Consider the following 19,338-nt stretch of genomic DNA (forward strand, 5'->3'; position numbering starts at 1 on the left):
ACCTGTTGGAAAGGGGCGGTGCTCCCGGCTCAATGACTGTTCAGAAAAGACTAAGTTGCCGCAACCACTCCCCAGCCGGACGCCCCTCATCGAGTAAAAGCTTCAAGGACATCAAGCAGCAAACAGTGATCAGCAGTGGCTTGATTAGCCGTGGTCCGAAGTAGATAGCGCAACGTGCGCCGAGTTGGGCGCCAACAATGGCACAAAGCGCCATTGCCAGGGCTAAAGGCCAGATGATTGCGCCGCTAAAGGCAAAGACTGAAAGGGCGCCTAGGTTGCAGGATGCATTGAGCAATTTGCTGTTGCAGATCGCCTGCATAAGATGCTGACCCAAGAGTAAGGTGAAAGCGACCATGAAAAACGAACCCGTGCCTGGTCCAAAGATCCCGTCGTAGAAACCAATGACTGGCGCAACTGCCAGCGTGAAGCCCAGATACGACATCCTCTGCCGACGATCCTTGGTACCAAGCTTGGGGCTGAACGTAAAATAGCCGGCTACTGTAATTAGCAAGATGGGGACAATTGACTCGAGGAGCGCTTTATCGAGCATGCTGATCGACAACGCGCCTGTAACGCCCCCCGCGAACGACAAAGCGGCCATCGGCCAGCCAGTCCGCCACTGGATCATTCTCTTTCGGGCGAACGCCCACACTGCTGAAACACTTGCTGAAGAGGCCTGAAATTTATTGGTAGCCATTGCAGCCAATGGGTCGACACCTGCAATGAAAAAAGCTGGTAACGTGAGTAATCCTCCGCCTCCTGCTATCGCATCAAAAAAACCGGCGAGCAAGGCGACAGAGGCCAGCGCCAAGAGTATTGAAACTTCAATCTCCACTTTTCTTTTCCCCGCCTTAGCCGCGTACGATCAATGGGTCTTGTTGTAAAATCACAGGCCGGGCATCAGGTGAGTACCCAAATAGTCGAACCAGCATTCTGCGGTTGTCCTTGATGACGTCGCGGGCGTGAAGTGCCTGGCAATTATTGATCAATAGTGCAGAGTCGGGGCTTGGCAGGAAATCGTAGGGTTGCTCTTTGTCCAGCAAGTCTCGCAATGTTTGATAAGCCTGTCGTGTCGAATGGTTAGCTTCATCATGCAGTGAGTGCCTATAGCTGCTATATCGGAGGGTGAAATCGCCTCTAACATCGAACTGAAGAATCGAATTTGCGATCGTCGCCTGACTCTCATCCTTCACGAAGCAGTCGCTGAGGGTAAAGCAGAATGACTTGGAAGATAGCGCCAGTGCCTCAAGGCCGTTGAGATTTGAGATCGCATTGCGCACGGGTATGAGTTTGGTCGGTTCCTGTAATGGATTCCATCTTGCACTCAGGATCAATGCGCTTGGAGCAGGGGAATGCTCACCCTCGAACTGAACTGAGCAGTTGTAAGGAGGTTCAGTGTGTGGGCCCAGTTGAACGCCTGCATGGGAGCTCAGTTCGGCTTGATGCAGGTTGAGTTCATTCGGTAGCAATCGCACTCCGCCACCTTTGAAATTTCCAACAAGCCGTACTTGCATACCGCCATTGTCGATATCAAAAGCGAATGAGCGGTAGTCGACAAGGCTCAAAAGAATCTGGTTTCGTGAGGCCATATAGACGGTAACCGGATCGATCTTCAAAATATCAATGTCTGCCAGCTCGCTCGGTACAGGGCCCACGTTAGGAACTTTCATTGCAGCGAATTCAAGTGCTGCTGCTTTTCCGGAGGAAAATATTTCTAGCAAAGCAAGCTGTGCGTCATCCAGTGAATTCTTCAAGATTTTTGCCTGACAGGCAGATAGGGCAGCAGCTCCCGCGACATCTGGGCCGCCGACAGCGGCAGTTTGTCGTGAGCCGTGATCAAGTATGCTGGCTTGCATTTTACTAAATGTGAGATGAAGGATCTCGGTTCCGGCCTTAGCGTTTACCCCTTCCATTTTTATTCTCCTTGTATGTAGGTAAAGGTGACTCTTCTTGTTAGGGCGGAGACTATTTAGCCAGAGACCTTTTACCGATGATGTAAGGTGGAGCCCTTGCGAGCTGTAGGGAATGTCTATGGGTGTGGTAGGAATCGTCTTGGGTGGGTAGTGCTGTCAGCCTCAGGGTTGGACTTCCCCGCCCGGAAACCGCAAAATGACCCCTTTCCTTCATCAACCTCTCGGATCTGCTGACTCTATGCGTATGCGCCTAATGCTGTTGGGTGGTGGCAATGCCCTCGGGCAAGCGCTGATTCGTCTTGGGGCCGAGGAGGACATTGCTTTCCTGGCGCCGCGCCCTCCCGAGAATGGCTGGACGCCGGCCAACCTCACTCAGTTGCTCGACGATCACCGCCCCGACGCCTTGGTCAACCTGGCCTATTACTTCGACTGGTTCCAGGCCGAGTCGGTCAGCGAGCAACGCCTGGCTCAACAGGAGCGGGCAGTGGAGCGGCTGGCAGAGCTGTGCCAGCACCACCAGATCACCCTGGTGCAACCTTCCAGCTACCGGGTATTCGATGGTTCGCGGGCAACGGCCTACAGCGAAAAGGACGAGCCCGTGCCGCTGGGCCTGCGTGGCCAGGCCTTGTGGCGCATCGAGCAGAGTGTGCGCGCGACTTGTCCGCAGCACGTACTGCTGCGCTTCGGCTGGTTGCTCGACGAGAGCATCGACGGCTCGCTGGGCCGCTTCCTGACCCGTGCCGAGCAACCGCAGGAGCTGCTGCTGGCCGATGACCGGCGTGGCAACCCGACACCGGTCGACGATGCCGCACGGGTGATTCTGTCGGTGCTCAAGCAACTCGATTGCAGTGCGCCGCTGTGGGGCACTTACCATTACGCCGGCAACGAGGCGACCACGCCGCTGGCGCTGGGCCAGGCGATTCTTACCGAAGCAGGCCAACACCGCCAGCTGGCGGTGCAGGCGCCGACACCGCAGGCCCATGCCGCACGGCCGGATGCCAGCGAAGAGCCGCAGAACGCTGTACTGGCCTGCAAGAAAATCCTTCATACCTTCGGCATCAAGCCGCGCGCCTGGCGCGCCGGCCTGCCGCCTCTACTGGACCGGTTCTACCGCCATGGCTGACGCCCCCATCCTGATCACCGGCGGTGCCGGCTTCATTGGCTCCCACCTGTGCGATGCGTTGTTGGACAAAGGCTACGCCGTACGCATTCTCGACGACTTCTCCACCGGCCGGCGCAGCAACCTGCAGGTTGGCCACCCGCGTCTGGAACTGATCGAAGGCGATGTCGCCGACGCCGGGCTGGTCATGCAGGCCGCGGCAGGCTGCAGTGCCGTGGTGCACCTGGCGGCGGTGGCCTCGGTACAGGCCTCGGTCGAAGACCCGGTGCGTACCCACCAGAGCAACTTCATTGGCACCCTGAACGTGTGCGAAGCCATGCGCGTGCAGGGTCTGCGCCGGGTGTTGTTCGCCTCCAGTGCGGCGGTGTACGGCAACAATGGCGAAGGCGAGTCGATTGCCGAAGACACGCCCAAGGCGCCGCTGACCCCCTATGCCGTGGACAAGCTGGCCAGTGAGCAGTACCTGGACTTCTACCGCCGTCAGCATGGGCTGGAGCCGGTGGTGTTCCGCTTCTTCAACATTTTCGGGCCACGCCAGGACCCGTCCTCACCGTATTCCGGGGTAATCAGCATCTTCTGCGAGCGCGCAGTGCAGGGCTTGCCGATCACCCTCTTCGGCGATGGCGAGCAGACCCGCGACTTCCTCTACGTGGGCGACCTGGTGCAGGTGATGGTGCAGGCGCTGGAGCAGCCGCAGGTCGAGGAGGGGGCGGTGAACATCGGCCTCAACCAGGCTACCTCGCTGAACCAGTTGCTGGTGGCGCTTGAGAAGGTGGTGGGCAGCTTGCCGGCGATTACGCATGTGGCGGCGCGTGCCGGTGACATTCGCCATTCGCGGGCGGATAACCAGCGGTTGCTGGCGCGGTTCGAGTTTCCGCAGGCGACGTCGATGGTCGAGGGCCTGGCCAAGCTTCTCGGTAAACACTGAGCCCCTGGGGGCGCTTTGCGCCCCTTTCGCGACGCAAGGCCGCTCCCACAGGGACAGCGTGCAGCCAATTGACTTGCGCTCAGTGTGGGAGCGGCCTTGTGTCGCGATGGGCTGCGCAGCAGCCCCAAAAATCACCCATGCCGCACAACCCTGCGCAGGCAATCCTCGGCCCCGAGTACTCGCCCATCCAAAGCCCGCACCTGCAAAGTCTCAAGCGCCCGCCCCGTAACACCCTCCACCAATTCAGAACGCGCCTCCCCCGCTTCAAACAGGTATCGCTCCCCCCACTGCCTCAAGCCAACCACCACCGGAAACACCGACCGCCCTTTCTCGGTCAGCACATATTCCTTGTAGGCAGAGCCATCCGATGCCGGCTGCAGCGCCAGTAATCCGCTCTCCACCAGCAGCTTGAGCCGCGAGGCGAGGATGTTCTTCGCCAGCCCCAGGTTCTTCTGAAATTCGCTGAACCGCCGCAGGCCGTCAAAGGCATCGCGCAGGATCATCAGTGCCCAGCGATCACCCAGCACCTCCAGAGCACGGGCTACGGGGCACTGCGCATTGTTTTCATCGAGCATGGGTCAAACCTGTGTTGATTATCTGGTTGCAGATTAAAACCACATTTGCTAAATAGCCAGTATGTGGTTTCAAATCGAAACCAGATGGACGAGGCCGGCCTTATGACACCTTCGCTGACACGCTGGATATTCCTGTTGCTTGCCACCACCAGCGCCATGGCGGTGGCGACGGTTTACTTCGCCCAGCCTCTGCTCGAGTCGATGGCTGCCGACCTGGGGGTGGCGCAGCAGCAGATTGGCTGGGCGGTCGGCGCCACCCAGGCAGGCTACGCCCTCGGGCTACTGCTGATCGTGCCTCTGGGGGACTTGGTCGATCGCAAGCGCCTGTTGCTCGGGCAGTTGTTGTTCTCGGCGCTGGCGCTGGTCGGCGTGGGCATGGCGCCGAACTGGGCGATGTTACTGCTGGCCTTGGCCATTACCGGGCTGATGGCCGTCATGGTCCAGGTAATGGTGGCGCATGCGGCCAGCCTCGCCTCGCCTGGCGAGCAAGGGCAGGCCGTGGGCACCGTCACCAGTGGCATTGTGCTGGGGATTCTGTTGGCGCGGCTGGTGGCGGGCGGGCTAGCCGACCTGGCCGGTTGGCGAAGTGTTTATCTGGTTGCCGCAGGGCTGCTGATGTTACTGGCCGTGGTGCTGTGGCGCAGCCTGCCCAGCAGGCAGCCGTTGATGCACCGGCCTGCCTACCGGGCGTTGATCGTGTCCCCGTTCCGTTTGTATCGGGAAGACACGCTGCTGCGCCAGCGCGGGGTGTTTGGGGTATTGATCTTTGCCGCGTTCAGCGTGCTGTGGAGCGCCATGGTCATGCCCCTCAGTGCTGCGCCATTGGCTATGAGCCATACCGAAATTGGCCTGTTCGGCCTGGCAGGTGTTGCAGGTACTCTGGCGGCAGCGCGCGCCGGTCGCTTGGCCGACAGGGGGCTGGGAGAGCGCACCACCGGGTTGGCGCTGGCGCTGCTGACGCTGTCGTGGTTGCCCACCGCTTTTGTCGGGCAGTCCCTGATAGCCTTTGTGCTAGGCGTGCTGATGCTGGACTTTGCCGTGCAGGCGGTGCATGTCACCAACCAGAGCCTGTTACTGGCAGGGCGCGGCGCGATGGCCAGCCGCTTGATCGGTGCCTACATGTGCTGCTATTCGCTTGGCAGCGGGCTGGGGGCGGTGCTTGCGAGTTGGGTGCATGCCCATTGGGGGTGGGCTGCGGTGTGTGGGCTTGGCATGGCCTTCAGTGCGGCAGCGCTGGGCTACTGGCTCTGGCTGCAACGCGCGAGGGCGGCCGAAGCCGCCCTGCAGTGTTCAGGTCAGAACTTGTAGCCAAGGCCGACCATGTACACCCACGGGTCGACGTCGACGTCGACCTTGGTCTTGCTGTAACCCAGCGCGGTCGGGCCGTTGACGCTGGCCTTGGTGTCGATGTCGACATACCAGACCGAGGCGTTGACCAGCAGGTTGTCGGTCAGCATGTAATCCATACCCAGTTGGCCGGCGATACCTACCGAATCCTGCAGCTTGAGGTTGCTGAAGCCTTGTTGCTTGCGTGCGCTGCTCAGGTCTTCGTCAAAGAACAGGGTGTAGTTGATACCCACGCCGGCGTATGGCTGGAAGCGCGAATTCGGCTCCATCGGGTAGTACTGCAGCGACAGGGTCGGTGGCAGTTGCTTGATGTCGGCCAGTTTGCCGTCCAGCCCGCCGCCCAGGCCTTTTACGCCGACGGTGTGCTTGAACGGGGTGGCTGCCAGCAGTTCCAGGCCGATGTGGTCGGTGAGCATGTAGGCAAAGGTCAGGCCCAGCTGGGTGTCGCTGTCCAGGGTCGCTTTGGTGCCCGACACTTTGTTGCCGTCGAACTTCAGGTCGCCGCTGCTCTCGTTCGGGGCAGTGGTGATTGCGCCTGCGCGCAAGATCATGTCCCCCGCCTGATAGGCGTGGGCGGCAGGGGCGGCGAGCGCAAGGGCCACAAGCGAGGCGCCGAGCAAGGACTTGTTCATGGAAGCTCCCAAAGGACGTTATTAATCGAGTAGTCCAATGGTACGGAGGTGGTTAAACAGAAAGTTTGACCCAGCTCAAAGAAGCGTCTTCACGAATTCGAAACAGTTCTCATCTCAGCTCATAAACATAGATTTTCTCGGCTTCCATCTGATAGCCGGCGTCGGCCAGTTCGCTGCTGGAGGCTCTAACCTGCAGCTTTCCCTCGATCCAGTAGGGCTGGTAGAGGTCTTCGACACGCACGCCCATCTCGCTGAAAATGTGCACGATCTGATTCGACGGTGGCGGCGGCACATGGATGCACGCACCGTAATAAGGGACCAGCAGGAATTCGGTGGTGCGGCCTTCTTCGCTGACCTCCAGTGGCACGATGTAGCCAGGCAGCTTGACCTGTTGGCCGTCGAGCTCTTTTACAACCGGGGCGTCGGGGGCTTGCTGACGCGCGGGCGGGGCAGATTCGGCAGCCAGGGCGTTGCTGAGCTGTGACATGTCGTGCAGCGGCGCCAGTTGTGGCGGGATGACCGGGGCGCCTTCGGGGATCAGGGCGGGCCAGTCCAGCTCCTTGGGTTCGGCGGCCCAAAGAGGCATCGCCACCAGCAACAGCAGGGCCAGCAGCATGCGCATGGCCGGCCTCTTCGCGGGCATGCCTGCTCCCACAGGTCCTCTACAAGGCCTGAGGCTAGTGGAGAACCCTGTGGGAGCGGGCGTGCCCGCGAAGCAGGCGGTGAGGTGTCTGATCATTACGCGCACTCAGAGGTGTATGGACAGGCCATCGGCCAGCGACTGCCGATAAGCCCGCCACGCCGGCACGCTGCCCATCAGCAACGCAGCCCCCAGGATGATAGCCAGCAAGGTCCATTCATGTGCGCTCGGCAGAGCCAGTGGCAAATACAAACCATAGTTGGCCTGCACGTACCCCTGCGCCAGGACAATCCCCGCATACAGCAAGCCAAGCCCGGCCACGATCCCGACCGCTGCCAGTGACAGCGCTTCCAGTACCAGCAGCCCCGCGATATGCCACGGCCTGGCCCCGACCGACCGCAAGATCGCCATCTCCCGGCGGCGCTCGTTGAGGCTGGTGAGAATTGCCGTGAGCATGCCGATCAAGCCGGTCAGCACCACGAACAGCGAGACCACGAACAACGCTTGTTCCGCCGTGCCCATCAGGCTCCATAGCTCCTGTAGGGCCACGCCCGGGAGGATTGCCAGCAACGGCTCGCTGCGGTACTCGTTGATCTCGCGCTGCAGGCTGAAAGTCGCGATCTTGTTGTTAAGGCCCAGCATGAACGCGGTAATGGCTGCGGGTTGCAGGTCCATCGTGCGTGCCTGCTCGGCGCTGATGCGCCCAGCGCCACGGGCGGGTACGCCGTTGTGCCAGTCGATATGGATGGCCTGCATACCGCCCAGGCTGATATGCAGGGTGCGGTCGACCGGTGTGCCGGTGCGCTTGAGCACACCGACCACGGTGAATGGCTTGTCATCATGCTTGACCAGGCTGATGGCGGCCACGCCGTGGGCCAGCACCAGCTTGTCACCCTGCTTGTAGTGCAACGCCTCGGCCACTTCAGCGCCGAGCACCACCTCGAACGGGTCGCTGGCGAACTCACGCCCCTGGCTCAGTTCCAGATGCTGGCGGCGGCCGTACTGGTAATGGCTGAAGTAATCCGTCGTGGTGCCCATCACTCGGTAGCCGCGGTGCGAATCGCCCAGCGAGATCGGGATCGCCCATTTCACTCGCGGGTCCTGCGCATAGTGCTGGAAGCTTTCCCAACGGATGTTGTTGGTCGCGTTGCCAATGCGAAACACCGAATACAGCAGCAGGTTCACCGAACCGGAACGGGCGCCGACGATCAGGTCGGTGCCGCTGATGGTGCTGGCGAAGCTGTCGCGAGCTTCGGTGCGAACGCGCTCCACGGCCAACAGCAGGCACACCGAAAGGGCGATGGCAAAGGCGGTGAGAAAGGCGGTGAAGCGGCGGTTGGCCAGGCTGGCCAGGGCAAGGCGGAGCAGGTACATCAGGCCTCCCGGGTCTTGGCGGCGCGGTTGAGGTCGGCCAGGGAAAGGTGACGGTCGAACAGGGGCGCCAGGCTCTGGTCGTGGCTGACGAACAGCAAGCTGGTGCCGGCAGCGCGACACTCATCGAACAGCAGGCGGATGAACGCTTCGCGTGTGTCAGCATCCAGCGCCGAGGTCGGTTCGTCGGCAATCACCAGCTCCGGCTGACCGATCAGGGCGCGGGCAGCGGCGACGCGCTGCTGCTGGCCGATCGACAGGCTGTCGGCGCGGCGGGCGAGCAGGGCCGGGTCGTCCAGGCCCAGGTGGGCGAGCAGCGTGCTTGCGGCCTGGTCGACACTGCCGTGGCGCTGCTCGGCGCGTGCCTTGCGGCTGCGCGAGAAGCGGCAGGGCAGCTCGACGTTCTCACGTACCGAGAGGAATGGCAGCAGGTTGAACTGCTGGAAAATGTAGCCCGTGTGATCGACCCGAAAGCGATCACGGGCACCCTGGCCCAGCTTGCCGAGGTCCTGCCCGAGCAACTGGATGCTGCCCTGCGCCGGCACGTTCACCCCGCCCAACAGGCCCAGCAAAGTGGTTTTGCCACTGCCGCTGGGGCCCTTGAGAAACAGGGCTTCACCCGCGTTCAGGTGGAATGCCGGAATAGCCAGCAGCGGCGGCTGACCTGGCCAGGCGAACACCAGGTCATGCAGTTCGATCAGCGGCTGGTTCATTCAGAAGGCGACCACTGCCTTGGCAGGCGTGGTTTCCACGCCTTTCTGGCCGTTGGGGCCGATCAGTTGCACGTTGATTTTCTGGGTGGCCGGGAAGGCCTTGAACAGGGGCGTCAGGTCGAACTGTGTGAGTTTTTCGGGGTTGGCGCAGGTCAGTTGGTAATGGGCGCCGATGTCGCTGTGCGGGTGGCCATGCGCGTGTTCATCGTCATCGTCGTCAGCTTTCGCGGCGTCACCGAACAACGGGCTTTCCAGTTCCTGCTGTTCTTCCTTGCAGTGTGCTGCTGCAGAAAGGCCGAACAGCTTGAGGGGTTGTTCGAGTTGCTGGTGCACGGCAGCGACCTTGGCCTTGTCGGCATCACTGCTTGCGGCATGCTCGAAGCCCACCAGGTTCATCGCCGGGCTGTCCAGCTCCAGCTCAAGGGTGTTGCCATCGAGCACGACGTTGAGCTTGGCCACGCCATGCTCGTGGGCGCCGAGCGTACCATGGGCGTGATCATGATCATGGTCATCGTGGGCATGGGCCACGGCCAGTGGCAGCAAGGCGAAGGGCAGGGCGAGCAGCAGGCGACGCATGGACGACTCCGGAGCGGGCTGGAAGATTGAGTTATGTTATAACAACTTTTCTGCGCGCCGCCAGCCTGCGTGGCTAAGGTTTCATGTTGCGGTAGCATGGCTGCATTGACTTGGGCTCAAGGAACGCATCATGAGAATTCGTGGACAGATTGGTGACTGGCCGGTGGACCTGACCATCGAGCTGGCGCCTGAAGAGTGGGCGCAACTGGGTAAGCAAATCGAGGTGCCTGCAGTGGTTCAAGGTGCTGCGACGCTTACAGTGGCGGCACCGCGCCAGGATGACGGGCAATGGACCGCCGCGCGTGATGTGTTGCGCCTTGCCGGGCAGATGAGCGGGCCGGAGTTGCTGGACCGGCTGGAAGGGCTGGCGGGAAGCACGGCGGCAGGCAAACGGCTGCTGGTGCGCTTGCGGCACAGCAGTGAGGTGAAGGTGGAAAGTGGCGTGGATGCGCCGGTCTATCACTGGGTTGGGTGAATTGGTATTGCCTGTTCTGGCCTCTTCGCGAGCATGCCCGCCCCCACAGGATTTCACCGCACTTGGGAGCTGTGCACACCTGTGGGAGCGGGCATGCCCGCGAACGAGGGCGAAGCCCTCGCAAATGCCACCAGGTCAGAACATCGCCGCCGACAGCTTGCGGCGATAAACGCCAACCAGCGGATGATCCCCCCCCAGCAGCTCGAACACCTGCAGCAACGCCTTCTGCGGCAGCCCGTTCTCGTAGCCACGGTTACGCTGGAACAGCTTCAGCAGCCCATCCAGCGCCGCTTCGTACTGCTGGCGCGCCAGCTGCTGAATGCTCAGCTGATAGGCCGCCTCGTCATCCTGCGGATTCTGCGCCAGGCGGCTTTTCAGGTCTGCCACTTCTGGCAGGCTGGCGGCCTGGCGCAGGAAGGTCAGCTGGGCCTTGGCCCCGGCCAGTGCAGCCTTGTGCTCGTCGGTCTTGACCGCATCCAGCACCACCTGGGCCTCGCCCAGCTCGCCACGTTCGGCCAGGCAGCGGGCGTACAGGATCAGCGCCTCGGCGTTGCTGTTGTCCTCACCCAGCAGTGCCTGCAGCAACGCTTCGGCTTCGGCAAAGCGGCTTTCGGCAAACAGCGCCTTGGCCTGCTCCAGCGGCGAAGCGACGGGTGCAGCGGGCATCTGCACGTGCGGCTCGAGCATGGCGCGAATCGCCGATTCCGGCTGAGCCCCGGCAAAACCGTCCACCGGCTGGCCGTCCTTGAACAGCACGACGGTCGGCAGGCTGCGAATGCCGAACTGGGCAACCACCTGTTGCTCCACGTCGCAGTTGATCTTGGCCAGCAGCAGCTCGCCCTGGTAACCCTCGGCGATCTTGGCCAGCAACGGCATCAGTGCCTTGCAGGGCGCGCACCACTCGGCCCAGAAGTCCACCAGCACCGGCTTGTGGAAGGAGTTCTCGATTACCAGTTGCTGGAAGGTGGCATCGGTAGCGTCGAAAATGTAAGGCGTGTCTTGGGTCATCGCGACTCTCGCAAACTCGTGAATGGCACCACTATAAGGCGTCGCGGCTGGCGTGGTACAGGCTGACCCTGCGGAATTCGTGTGGCTCGGCCAGGTCCGGCAGGGTCAGCGCTTCGAGCACGCCCAGCTGTTGGTACAGCGGGTGGCAGAAGTTGCGTACGCGCGAGTCGGCCACCAGCGCTTGGCGGCCGCGGCCGAGGAAGGCGTCCAGCAGCGGCAGGTTGGCGCGGTCGTACAGCACATCGGCGACCAGGATCAGGTCGAAGCGGTCGTCCTCGGCAAAAAAGTCACTGCTGTAATTAAGCTCGACCCCATTCAGCGCGGCATTGGCGCGGCAGGCATCGAGGGCCAGCGGGTCGAGGTCGCAGGCCACCACTTCCAATGCACCGGCGCGCGCGGCGGCAATACCGGCGATACCTGAGCCGGCGCCAAAGTCCAGCACGCGCTTGCCGGCCACCCACTCCGGGCGCTCGGCCAGGTAGCGGGCCATGGCCAGGCCACTGGCCCAGCAAAAACTCCAGTAGGGCGGCTCTTCAAGGATGCGCCGGGTTTCTTCGCTGCTGAAGGCGCGGTCCATGTTCTGGTCGTCGATCAACCACAGCTTCAGGTCACAGCCGGGCAGCTCGCTGACGATCAGGCGCGCTTCGCCGATCAGGCCGCTGAGGGCCTGTTGCAGGGCCACGGGTACCACTTACGGCGCCTTCTCGAAACGCAGCGGGCCGGTGGCTTGGGTTTGGGCCTGGCTGATACGCACCGGTGGCAGGTGCATGATCAACTGGCCGGAGCTGCTGGCGCGGCCACGCAGCTCGACCCGCGCGCCGGCCGGGAACGCTTCGGGGTTGAAGCGCAGGTGGTAGGGCAGGGCCTGGCCGGTGCCGGTCAGGTTGCTGCTGGCCAGCAGGCGTTGCGGGCGGTCGCGTTCGTCGATGACCAGCAAGGCCAGTTCCACGTCGGCACCTGCCGGGATTTCCAGCAAGGTGCCGCTCAGTTCGCGCTGGTAGGCCGGCAGCGGGCCCAGTACTTCGGCCGGTTTGGCCGAGCGGGTTGGCGTGGGCGCCGGGGGCGTATCGGTTTTCGGCCTGTCGCTGCCGCAGGCAGCGAGCAGGGCGGCGCAGCACAGCACAACGAGCGCTCGGTAGTGCATGGGGTCGTCCTTCACGGGCAGATTTCCCATGGATGTTAACCCCTTTGGCTTGTCTTGCCAGTGCAATGCGCTACCATGGCCCTCCCTTTTTTTGTTGCCTGCCACCATGCACTGTCCCTTTTGCGGTGCCAACGACACCAAGGTCATTGACTCTCGCCTCGTTGCCGAGGGCGAGCAGGTGCGCCGCCGCCGCGAATGCGTGGCCTGTGGCGAGCGCTTCACCACCTTCGAAACCGCCGAACTGGTGCTGCCCCGGCTGATCAAGCAGGACGGCACGCGCCAGCCTTTCGACGAAGAAAAGCTGCGCGCCGGCATGCAGCGGGCGCTGGAAAAGCGCCCGGTCAGCGTCGAGCGCCTGGAAGCGGCGCTGGCGCACATCAAAAGCCGCTTGCGTGCCACTGGCGAGCGCGAAGTCAAATCGCTGGTGGTGGGAGAAATGGTCATGGCCGAGCTGCGCAAGCTCGACGAGGTGGCCTATATCCGCTTTGCCTCGGTGTACCGACGCTTCCAGGACCTCGACGAGTTCCGCGAAGAAATCGACCGCCTGGCCCGTGAGCCGGCTAAAGAGTGAACATGCCCAGCCAAGCCGCCATCCTTGACGCCCACTACATGGCCCGCGCGCTGCAGCTGGCGCGTAAGGGCGTGTACACCACCCACCCCAACCCGCGCGTAGGTTGCGTGATCGTACGCGATGGCGAAGTGGTGGGCGAAGGCTGGCATGTGCGTGCTGGCGAGCCACATGCCGAGGTGCATGCCCTGCGCCAGGCCGGTGAGCGTGCCCGTGGCGCCTGTGCATACGTTACCCTCGAGCCGTGCAGCCACCATGGCCGCACGCCGCCGTGCGCCGAAGCACTGGTGAAGGCTGGCGTAGCGCGGGTGGTGGCAGCCATGCAGGACCCTAACCCGCAAGTGGCAGGGCAGGGCCTGCGGCGCCTGGCCGAGGCTGGCATCGAAGTGGCCAGTGGCGTGCTCGAAGCCGAGGCCCGCGCGCTCAACCCAGGCTTTCTCAAGCGTATGGAACACGGCCTGCCGTTCGTGCGCGCCAAGCTGGCCATGAGCCTGGATGGCCGCACCGCGATGGCCAGCTGCGAAAGCCAGTGGATCACCGGCCCCGCTGCCCGTTCGGCGGTGCAGCGCCTGCGTGCCCGTGCCAGCGTGGTGCTGACCAGCGCTGCCAGTGTGCTGGCCGACAATGCGCGCATGACCGTACGTGGCGCCGAGCTGGGCCTGGACGCCGAAACCACCGCCTTGGCACTCAGCCGCACCCCGCTGCGAGTGCTGGTCGATGGCCGCCTGCGCCTGCCACTGGCTGCGCCGTTCTTCCTGGCCGGCCCGGCACTGGTGGTGACCGCTGTCGCAGATGACCCGCGCTATGCCGCTGCCGGCCACGAACTGCTCAGCTTGCCGGGCGACAATGGCCAGGTCGACCTTGCGGCGCTGTTGCAGGCCCTGGCCGCCCGCGGCGTCAACGAAATCCTGCTGGAAGCCGGTGCCGGCCTGGTCGGCGCCTTTGCCCGCCAAGGCCTGGTCGACGAGTATCAGCTGTTCGTCGCTGGCACCTTCCTCGGCTCCGACGCCCGCCCATTGCTGGAGTGGCCGCTGGACAAGATGAGCGAAGCGCCGCGATTGAAAATTACCGAAATGCGCGCAGTGGGCGATGACTGGCGGGTCACGGCCATCCCCCTGCCGGCGCCCGGCGTATAATGCCGGGCTTGCCCCGTGCAAACCGTTTTTGAGGAAGACCCCATGTTCACCGGCATCATCGAATCCATCGGCACCATCCGCAGCCTCACCCCCAAGGGGGGGGATGTGCGCGTCCACGTCGACACCGGCAAGCTTGACCTGGGCGACGTCAAGCTCGGCGACAGCATCGCCGTCAACGGTGTGTGCCTGACCGCTGTCGAACTGCCGGGCAATGGCTTCTGGGCCGATGTCAGCGTCGAAACCCTCAAACGCACCGCATTCATCGACCTCAAGAGCGGCAGCAAGGTCAACCTGGAAAAGGCCCTGACCCCCACCACCCGTCTGGGCGGGCACCTGGTCAGCGGCCATGTCGACGGCGTCGGCGAAATCATCTCGCGCAGCGATAACGCCCGCGCCATCCAGTTCCGTGTGCGTGCACCCAAGGAGCTGGCCAAGTACATCGCCCACAAGGGTTCGATCACCGTCGACGGCACCAGCCTGACGGTCAATGAGGTCAATGGCGCCGAGTTCGAGCTGACCATTGTCCCGCACACCCTGTCCGAAACCATCATGGCCGACTACCGCGCAGGGCGTCGGGTAAACCTTGAGGTCGACCTGCTGGCCCGTTACCTGGAGCGCTTGCTGCTGGGTGACAAGGCTGCCGAACCGAGCAAGGGCAGTGGCATTACCGAAAGCTTCCTGGCCGCCAACGGCTTCTTGAAATCCTGATTGAGAAGGGGGTGCCGCGTGGCGCTCAACAGCATCGAAGAACTGGTCGAAGACATCCGCCAGGGCAAAATGGTCATCCTCATGGATGACGAAGACCGCGAGAACGAAGGCGATATCATCATGGCGGCCGAATGCTGCCTGCCCGAACATATCAACTTCATGGCCAAGCACGCCCGTGGCCTGATCTGCATGCCGATGACCCGCGAGCGTTGCGAAACGCTGAAGCTGCCGCTGATGGCGCCGCGCAACGGCTCGGGCTTCGGCACCAAGTTCACCGTATCGATCGAAGCCGCCGAAGGCGTAACCACCGGCATCTCCGCCGCCGACCGAGCACGCACCGTGCAGGCCGCCGCTGCCAAGGACGCCAAGGCCGAAGACATCGTCAGCCCTGGCCACATCTTCCCGCTGATGGCCCAGCCCGGCGGTACCCTGGCCCGGGCCGGCCACACCGAAGCCGCCTGCGACCTCGCACGCATGGCCGGTTTCGAGCCAAGCGGCGTGATCTGCGAAGTGATGAACGACGACGGCACCATGTCGCGTCGCGCCGAGCTGGAAGTGTTCGCCGCCGAGCACGGCTTGAAGATCGGCACCATCGCCGACCTGATCCACTACCGCATGATCCACGAGCGCACCGTGCAGCGTGTTTCCGAGCAGCCGGTGGAGAGCGAGCTGGGCGAGTTCAACCTGGTCACCTACCGCGACGCGGTCGAAGGCGACGTGCACATGGCCCTGACCCTGGGCAAGATCTGCGCCGAAGAGCCTACCCTGGTGCGTGTGCACAACATGGACCCGCTGCGCGACCTGTTGCTGGTCAAGCAGCCAGGCCGCTGGAGCCTGCGTGCTGCCATGGCTGCCGTGGCCGAGGCTGGCAGTGGCGTGGTGCTGCTGCTGGGTCACCCGCTGGACGGCGACGTGTTGCTGGCCCACATCCGCGAAAGCGCGGGCGATGCACCCGCCAAGGCACCGACTACCTACAGCACCGTGGGTGCCGGTTCGCAGATCCTGCGCGACCTCGGTGTGCGCAAGATGCGCCTGATGAGTTCGCCGATGAAGTTCAACGCGATATCCGGATTCGATCTGGAAGTTGTAGAATACGTGCCCTCCGAGTGACTTGAGGCGGCATTGACGCCCTCTGCTCGAGTCCAGACCCCTGTCGAGGCCGCTTGTATGCGGCCTCGCTCTTGAAGATGAGAATATCGGAATGACCCTGAAGACCATCGAAGGTACCTTCATCGCCCCCAAAGGTCGCTATGCTTTGGTGGTTGGCCGCTTCAACAGCTTCGTCGTTGAAAGCCTGGTAAGCGGTGCCGTTGATGCCCTGGTACGCCACGGTGTCAGCGAAAGCGACATCACCATCATCCGTGCCCCGGGCGCATTTGAAATCCCGCTGGTAGCACAGAAGGTCGCCCAGCAAGGCGCCTACGACGCGATCATCGCCCTGGGCGCCGTGATCCGTGGCGGTACCCCGCACTTTGAATACGTGGCGGGCGAATGCACCAAGGGCCTGGCCCAGGTGTCCATGGAGTTCGGTGTTCCAGTGGCCTTCGGCGTACTGACCGTCGACTCCATCGAGCAAGCCATCGAGCGTTCCGGCACCAAGGCCGGCAACAAAGGTGCTGAAGCTGCCCTGTCCGCACTGGAAATGGTCAGCCTGCTGGCGCAGTTGGAGGCCAAGTGATTAGCGACGAAAGCGATCGTTTCAACCCGCGCGATCCAAAACCTGCGGATGCCGGCAAGCCCTCGAAGAGCGCCAAGCGCCGCGAAGCCCGCAAGCTCGCGACCCAGGCACTGTACCAGTGGCACATGGCGCAGCATTCGCTGAACGAGATCGAAGCGCAGTTCCGGGTGGATAACGATTTCACCGATGTCGACGGTGCCTATTTCCGTGAAATCCTGCATGGGGTTCCGGCAAGCAAGGGCGAAATCGACAAGGCCCTGGCGCCTTGCATGACCATGACGCTGGAAGAGCTCGACCCGGTCGAGCTGGCCGTGCTGCGTCTGTCCACCTGGGAGTTCATCAAGCGCGTCGACGTACCGTACCGCGTAGTGATCAACGAAGGTGTCGAGCTGGCCAAGGTCTTTGGTGCCACCGACGGCCACAAGTTCGTCAACGGCGTGCTGGACAAGCTGGCACCGTCGCTGCGTGAAGCCGAAGTCAAGGCGAACAAGCGCTGATTCTGGCGCTGCCGAGCCATGGGTGAGTTCGAGCTGATCAACCATTACTTCGCCGCCGCGCCTTGTGCGCAGGGCGGCGAAGGCGTGGCCCTGGGTATCGGCGACGATTGCGCCCTGCTGGCCCTTCCCCCCGGTGAGCAACTGGCGGTGTCGACCGACACCCTGGTCGCCGGGGTGCATTTTCCCGCTGTTTGCGATCCGCTGCTGCTTGGCCAGCGTTCGCTGGCCGTGGCCGCCAGTGACCTGGCCGCCATGGGTGCAACTGCGATCGGCTTCACCCTCGCCCTGACCTTGCCTGATGTTGGCCCTGACTGGCTGGCAGCCTATGCTGACGGCCTCAGCCGCATGGCCCACCGTTGCCGCATGAGCCTGATCGGGGGTGACACTACCCGAGGCCCGCTGAGCATAACCGTTACCGTGTTTGGCCGTGTACCGACAGGCCAGGCGTTGCGCCGTAGCGGTGCACGGCCAGGCGACCTGCTGTGCGTTGGCGGAGTGCTGGGCAAGGCGGCCGGCGCGCTGCCGCTGGTGCTGGGCGAGCGCGAGGCGCCTGCTGAACAGGCCGAGCCGCTGCTGGCCCATTACTGGTCGCCAATGCCGCAGCTCACCCTCGGAACGCTGCTGCGTGGTCGGGCCACGGCGGCGCTGGACATCTCTGACGGCCTGCTCGCTGATTGCGGGCACATCGCCAAGGCGTCCGGCGTTGCGCTGGAGGTGAACCTGGCCCAGGTGCCAGTGTCTCCTGCTGTAGAGGCTCTCCTCGGCCGCGAAGCAGCAGTGCAGGCAGCCCTCGCCGGTGGCGATGATTACGTGCTGGCCTTTACGCTGCCGCCTGAGGCGCTGGCGCCCTTGGCTGATCTTGGCGTGGTCGAGGTGCATACCATTGGTCGTGTGCTCGAAGGGCAGGGCGTCACCTTGCGCGACGTGCAGGGCCGGGACATCACCCCCGTTCAGCGGGGCTATCAACACTTTAGGGAGACACCGTGACCGATCACCCCAATCAGGTGCCTGCGGAGTTTGTTCCGCCTTCGGTCTGGCGCAACCCGTGGCACTTCATCGCTTTTGGCTTCGGTTCGGGTACCTTGCCCAAGGCCCCGGGTACCTGGGGTTCGCTGGTGGCCATACCGTTCATCCCGTTGTGGCAGATGCTGCCTGACTGGGGCTATTGGCTGTTGCTGGGCGTAAGCATGCTGTTTGGCTTCTGGTTGTGCGGCAAAGTCGCCAATGACTTGCGCGTACACGACCATGAAGGCATTGTCTGGGATGAGATTGTCGGCATGTGGATCACCCTCTGGCTGGTGCCGGAGGGCTGGCAGTGGTTGCTGGCAGGGTTTCTGATGTTCCGCTTCTTCGACATCCTCAAGCCATGGCCGATCCGCTGGATCGACCGCCATGTGCACGGGGGTGTCGGCATCATGCTCGACGATATCCTGGCCGGCGTGTTTGCCTGGCTGGGCATGCAGGTTCTGGTGTGGGCGGTTGCCTGAACAGGGAGCGCGTGAATGGCCATAAGGACGTTGCTGTTGGCAGTGCTGCTGAGTGTTGCCCCATGGGTGGCAGCTGCTGAAGGCGTGCCCAAGCAGATCCACCTGGTCAGTGAAGAATGGCTCGATTACACCAACGCTGACGGTACCGGGGTGGCCTGGGACGTACTGCGCAAGGTGTTCGAGCCGGCAGGGGTCCAGGTGGTGACCCAGAGCGCGCCCTACAGCCGTGCAGTCGGGCTGGTCAAACGCGGCGAAGCCGATGCCTGGGTGGGCTCGTACAAGCAAGAGAACGACGACAACCTGTACCCACGCTGGCACTTCGACGTCGACCACATCTACGCATTGGGGCTTGCCAGCAAACCTGTGCCCACTGCGCAGGACGTGGGCAAGTATCGCCTGGCCTGGGTGCGTGGCTACGATTACGGCAGCTACCTGCCAGATGTGCATGAATTCCGTGAAATTCAGCGCCGCGAAGGCATTCTGCCGATGCTCGAGCATGACCGGGTGGACTTCTACATTGATGCGCTGACCGAAGTCAATTACGTCCTCAGCCAGTCATCCCACCCCGAGCGCTTCCGCCTTAACCATGTGGCCGAATTACCGCTGTACCTGGCGTTTGCCCACAATGGCCAGGCCAAGGCCCTGAGTGACCTGTTCGACAAGCGCATGGACGAACTGGTGCGCAGCGGCGAGCTGAAGCCGATTTTCGAGCACTGGAAACAGCCGTACCCGTTCACTGCAGACAGCAAACCCCATTGAAGCAGGGGCGCTTCGCACTCCATCGCCGGCAAGCCAGCGCCCACAGGATCACCGCGGCTTCGG

General features: G+C 62.9%; 24 protein-coding genes. 13 read left to right on the forward strand and 11 right to left on the reverse strand.

Going from position 1 to position 19,338, the window contains the following annotated elements:
* Nucleotides 1-40: 40 nt before the first annotated feature.
* Both LU684_RS18755 and LU684_RS18760 read right to left on the reverse strand, forming a co-directional pair.
* The gene (locus tag LU684_RS18755) at nt 41-835 is read right to left on the reverse strand and encodes a TSUP family transporter (RefSeq protein WP_024717609.1); all 795 of its coding nucleotides are present in this window, start codon (nt 833-835) and stop codon (nt 41-43) included.
* A 16-nt stretch (nt 836-851) separates the two neighbouring features.
* On the reverse strand, nt 852-1,913 hold the full coding sequence (locus LU684_RS18760; RefSeq protein WP_232894898.1) for a hypothetical protein: 1,062 nt from the start codon (nt 1,911-1,913) through the stop codon (nt 852-854).
* A 238-nt stretch (nt 1,914-2,151) separates the two neighbouring features.
* Here LU684_RS18760 and LU684_RS18765 point away from each other — a divergent pair, with 238 nt between their 5' ends.
* Together LU684_RS18765 and LU684_RS18770 are read left to right on the forward strand one after the other, a co-directional pair.
* Nucleotides 2,152-3,036, forward strand: a complete 885-nt coding sequence (locus LU684_RS18765; RefSeq protein WP_024717608.1) for a sugar nucleotide-binding protein — start codon at nt 2,152-2,154, stop codon at nt 3,034-3,036.
* The gene (locus LU684_RS18770) at nt 3,029-3,961 is read left to right on the forward strand and encodes an NAD-dependent epimerase/dehydratase family protein (protein WP_102668040.1); all 933 of its coding nucleotides are present in this window, start codon (nt 3,029-3,031) and stop codon (nt 3,959-3,961) included. Before LU684_RS18765 ends, LU684_RS18770 begins: the two co-directional genes overlap by 8 nt.
* 131 nt (nt 3,962-4,092) lie before the next feature.
* Here LU684_RS18770 and LU684_RS18775 read toward each other — a convergent pair whose 3' ends face one another.
* A complete protein-coding gene (locus LU684_RS18775) occupies nt 4,093-4,536 on the reverse strand; it encodes a winged helix-turn-helix transcriptional regulator (RefSeq protein WP_016484684.1) in 444 nt (147 codons plus the stop codon).
* Between the two features lie 102 nt (nt 4,537-4,638).
* On the opposite strand from LU684_RS18775, the gene LU684_RS18780 reads away from it, so the two are divergent.
* Nucleotides 4,639-5,844 (forward strand): MFS transporter, encoded by a 1,206-nt coding sequence (locus tag LU684_RS18780; RefSeq protein WP_232894899.1) that lies wholly within the window; start codon nt 4,639-4,641, stop codon nt 5,842-5,844.
* On the opposite strand, the gene LU684_RS18785 is transcribed toward LU684_RS18780, so the two are convergent.
* The 5 genes from LU684_RS18785 to LU684_RS18805 all read right to left on the reverse strand — a co-directional run bounded on the left by LU684_RS18785 (nt 5,832) and on the right by LU684_RS18805 (nt 9,815).
* Nucleotides 5,832-6,515: an OmpW/AlkL family protein gene (locus LU684_RS18785; protein WP_014589498.1), complete on the reverse strand. Its 684-nt coding sequence runs from the start codon at nt 6,513-6,515 to the stop codon at nt 5,832-5,834. The two genes, LU684_RS18780 and LU684_RS18785, sit on opposite strands and share 13 nt — an antisense overlap.
* Before the next feature lie 109 nt (nt 6,516-6,624).
* Complete coding sequence (locus tag LU684_RS18790) at nt 6,625-7,137, reverse strand: DUF3299 domain-containing protein (RefSeq protein WP_060519277.1); 513 nt, start codon at nt 7,135-7,137, stop codon at nt 6,625-6,627.
* 126 nt (nt 7,138-7,263) lie between these two features.
* A complete protein-coding gene (locus tag LU684_RS18795; protein ID WP_232894900.1) occupies nt 7,264-8,529 on the reverse strand; it encodes an ABC transporter permease in 1,266 nt (421 codons plus the stop codon).
* Nucleotides 8,529-9,239, reverse strand: coding sequence for an ABC transporter ATP-binding protein (locus tag LU684_RS18800; RefSeq protein ID WP_232894901.1), 711 nt, complete (start codon nt 9,237-9,239; stop codon nt 8,529-8,531). Before LU684_RS18800 ends, LU684_RS18795 begins: the two co-directional genes overlap by 1 nt.
* Nucleotides 9,240-9,815, reverse strand: a complete 576-nt coding sequence (locus tag LU684_RS18805) for a DUF2796 domain-containing protein (protein WP_102667955.1) — start codon at nt 9,813-9,815, stop codon at nt 9,240-9,242.
* A gap of 130 nt (nt 9,816-9,945) precedes the next feature.
* Here LU684_RS18805 and LU684_RS18810 point away from each other — a divergent pair, with 130 nt between their 5' ends.
* Complete coding sequence (locus LU684_RS18810; RefSeq protein ID WP_191087225.1) at nt 9,946-10,290, forward strand: hypothetical protein; 345 nt, start codon at nt 9,946-9,948, stop codon at nt 10,288-10,290.
* Between the two features lie 135 nt (nt 10,291-10,425).
* Here the strand turns inward: LU684_RS18810 and trxA are convergent, their stop codons facing one another.
* The 3 genes from trxA to LU684_RS18825 are packed head-to-tail and all read right to left on the reverse strand — an operon-like array spanning nt 10,426 to nt 12,442.
* A complete protein-coding gene (gene trxA, locus LU684_RS18815; protein WP_016484692.1) occupies nt 10,426-11,298 on the reverse strand; it encodes a thioredoxin in 873 nt (290 codons plus the stop codon).
* A 31-nt stretch (nt 11,299-11,329) separates the two neighbouring features.
* Nucleotides 11,330-11,989, reverse strand: a complete 660-nt coding sequence (locus tag LU684_RS18820) for a class I SAM-dependent methyltransferase (RefSeq protein WP_096425518.1) — start codon at nt 11,987-11,989, stop codon at nt 11,330-11,332.
* Nucleotides 11,990-12,442 (reverse strand): YbaY family lipoprotein, encoded by a 453-nt coding sequence (locus LU684_RS18825; RefSeq protein WP_016484694.1) that lies wholly within the window; start codon nt 12,440-12,442, stop codon nt 11,990-11,992.
* Between the two features lie 106 nt (nt 12,443-12,548).
* Between LU684_RS18825 and nrdR the strand changes: the two genes are divergently transcribed.
* The 9 genes from nrdR to LU684_RS18870 all read left to right on the forward strand — a co-directional run bounded on the left by nrdR (nt 12,549) and on the right by LU684_RS18870 (nt 19,275).
* Nucleotides 12,549-13,013 carry a transcriptional regulator NrdR gene (gene nrdR, locus LU684_RS18830; RefSeq protein ID WP_003255402.1) on the forward strand — a complete coding sequence of 155 codons (465 nt, stop codon included), beginning with the start codon at nt 12,549-12,551 and terminating at the stop codon, nt 13,011-13,013.
* A gap of 2 nt (nt 13,014-13,015) precedes the next feature.
* The gene (ribD, locus tag LU684_RS18835; RefSeq protein ID WP_232894902.1) at nt 13,016-14,146 is read left to right on the forward strand and encodes a bifunctional diaminohydroxyphosphoribosylaminopyrimidine deaminase/5-amino-6-(5-phosphoribosylamino)uracil reductase RibD; all 1,131 of its coding nucleotides are present in this window, start codon (nt 13,016-13,018) and stop codon (nt 14,144-14,146) included.
* A gap of 42 nt (nt 14,147-14,188) precedes the next feature.
* Nucleotides 14,189-14,854: a riboflavin synthase gene (locus tag LU684_RS18840; RefSeq protein WP_016484696.1), complete on the forward strand. Its 666-nt coding sequence runs from the start codon at nt 14,189-14,191 to the stop codon at nt 14,852-14,854.
* A gap of 18 nt (nt 14,855-14,872) precedes the next feature.
* Nucleotides 14,873-15,964 (forward strand): bifunctional 3,4-dihydroxy-2-butanone-4-phosphate synthase/GTP cyclohydrolase II, encoded by a 1,092-nt coding sequence (ribBA, locus tag LU684_RS18845; protein ID WP_016484697.1) that lies wholly within the window; start codon nt 14,873-14,875, stop codon nt 15,962-15,964.
* A gap of 91 nt (nt 15,965-16,055) precedes the next feature.
* Complete coding sequence (ribH, locus tag LU684_RS18850; protein WP_003255395.1) at nt 16,056-16,532, forward strand: 6,7-dimethyl-8-ribityllumazine synthase; 477 nt, start codon at nt 16,056-16,058, stop codon at nt 16,530-16,532.
* The gene (gene nusB / locus LU684_RS18855; protein WP_016484698.1) at nt 16,529-17,029 is read left to right on the forward strand and encodes a transcription antitermination factor NusB; all 501 of its coding nucleotides are present in this window, start codon (nt 16,529-16,531) and stop codon (nt 17,027-17,029) included. Before ribH ends, nusB begins: the two co-directional genes overlap by 4 nt.
* Before the next feature lie 18 nt (nt 17,030-17,047).
* Nucleotides 17,048-18,016: a thiamine-phosphate kinase gene (gene thiL, locus LU684_RS18860; protein WP_232894903.1), complete on the forward strand. Its 969-nt coding sequence runs from the start codon at nt 17,048-17,050 to the stop codon at nt 18,014-18,016.
* Nucleotides 18,013-18,516: a phosphatidylglycerophosphatase A family protein gene (locus LU684_RS18865; protein WP_003255391.1), complete on the forward strand. Its 504-nt coding sequence runs from the start codon at nt 18,013-18,015 to the stop codon at nt 18,514-18,516. The genes thiL and LU684_RS18865 overlap by 4 nt, the downstream gene beginning before the upstream one ends.
* 15 nt (nt 18,517-18,531) lie before the next feature.
* A complete protein-coding gene (locus LU684_RS18870) occupies nt 18,532-19,275 on the forward strand; it encodes a substrate-binding periplasmic protein (protein WP_016484700.1) in 744 nt (247 codons plus the stop codon).
* Nucleotides 19,276-19,338 lie beyond the last annotated feature (63 nt).

Source organism: Pseudomonas sp. NMI542_15 (assembly GCF_021283425.1).
Classification (GTDB): domain Bacteria; phylum Pseudomonadota; class Gammaproteobacteria; order Pseudomonadales; family Pseudomonadaceae; genus Aquipseudomonas; species Aquipseudomonas fortuita.

Coding starts and splice junctions, on each gene's coding strand:
- LU684_RS18775 (WP_016484684.1), bottom strand. CDS start 4,536: ATGCTCGATGAAAACAATGCGCAGTGCCCCGTAGCCCGTGCTCTGGAG.
- ribD (WP_232894902.1), top strand. CDS start 13,016: ATGCCCAGCCAAGCCGCCATCCTTGACGCCCACTACATGGCCCGCGCG.
- ribH (WP_003255395.1), top strand. CDS start 16,056: ATGACCCTGAAGACCATCGAAGGTACCTTCATCGCCCCCAAAGGTCGC.
- LU684_RS18840 (WP_016484696.1), top strand. CDS start 14,189: ATGTTCACCGGCATCATCGAATCCATCGGCACCATCCGCAGCCTCACC.
- thiL (WP_232894903.1), top strand. CDS start 17,048: ATGGGTGAGTTCGAGCTGATCAACCATTACTTCGCCGCCGCGCCTTGT.
- LU684_RS18780 (WP_232894899.1), top strand. CDS start 4,639: ATGACACCTTCGCTGACACGCTGGATATTCCTGTTGCTTGCCACCACC.
- LU684_RS18790 (WP_060519277.1), bottom strand. CDS start 7,137: ATGCGCATGCTGCTGGCCCTGCTGTTGCTGGTGGCGATGCCTCTTTGG.
- LU684_RS18785 (WP_014589498.1), bottom strand. CDS start 6,515: ATGAACAAGTCCTTGCTCGGCGCCTCGCTTGTGGCCCTTGCGCTCGCC.
- LU684_RS18825 (WP_016484694.1), bottom strand. CDS start 12,442: ATGCACTACCGAGCGCTCGTTGTGCTGTGCTGCGCCGCCCTGCTCGCT.
- nrdR (WP_003255402.1), top strand. CDS start 12,549: ATGCACTGTCCCTTTTGCGGTGCCAACGACACCAAGGTCATTGACTCT.
- LU684_RS18795 (WP_232894900.1), bottom strand. CDS start 8,529: ATGTACCTGCTCCGCCTTGCCCTGGCCAGCCTGGCCAACCGCCGCTTC.
- LU684_RS18765 (WP_024717608.1), top strand. CDS start 2,152: ATGCGTATGCGCCTAATGCTGTTGGGTGGTGGCAATGCCCTCGGGCAA.
- LU684_RS18805 (WP_102667955.1), bottom strand. CDS start 9,815: ATGCGTCGCCTGCTGCTCGCCCTGCCCTTCGCCTTGCTGCCACTGGCC.
- trxA (WP_016484692.1), bottom strand. CDS start 11,298: ATGACCCAAGACACGCCTTACATTTTCGACGCTACCGATGCCACCTTC.
- LU684_RS18810 (WP_191087225.1), top strand. CDS start 9,946: ATGAGAATTCGTGGACAGATTGGTGACTGGCCGGTGGACCTGACCATC.
- LU684_RS18760 (WP_232894898.1), bottom strand. CDS start 1,913: ATGGAAGGGGTAAACGCTAAGGCCGGAACCGAGATCCTTCATCTCACA.
- LU684_RS18770 (WP_102668040.1), top strand. CDS start 3,029: ATGGCTGACGCCCCCATCCTGATCACCGGCGGTGCCGGCTTCATTGGC.
- LU684_RS18800 (WP_232894901.1), bottom strand. CDS start 9,239: ATGAACCAGCCGCTGATCGAACTGCATGACCTGGTGTTCGCCTGGCCA.
- LU684_RS18870 (WP_016484700.1), top strand. CDS start 18,532: ATGGCCATAAGGACGTTGCTGTTGGCAGTGCTGCTGAGTGTTGCCCCA.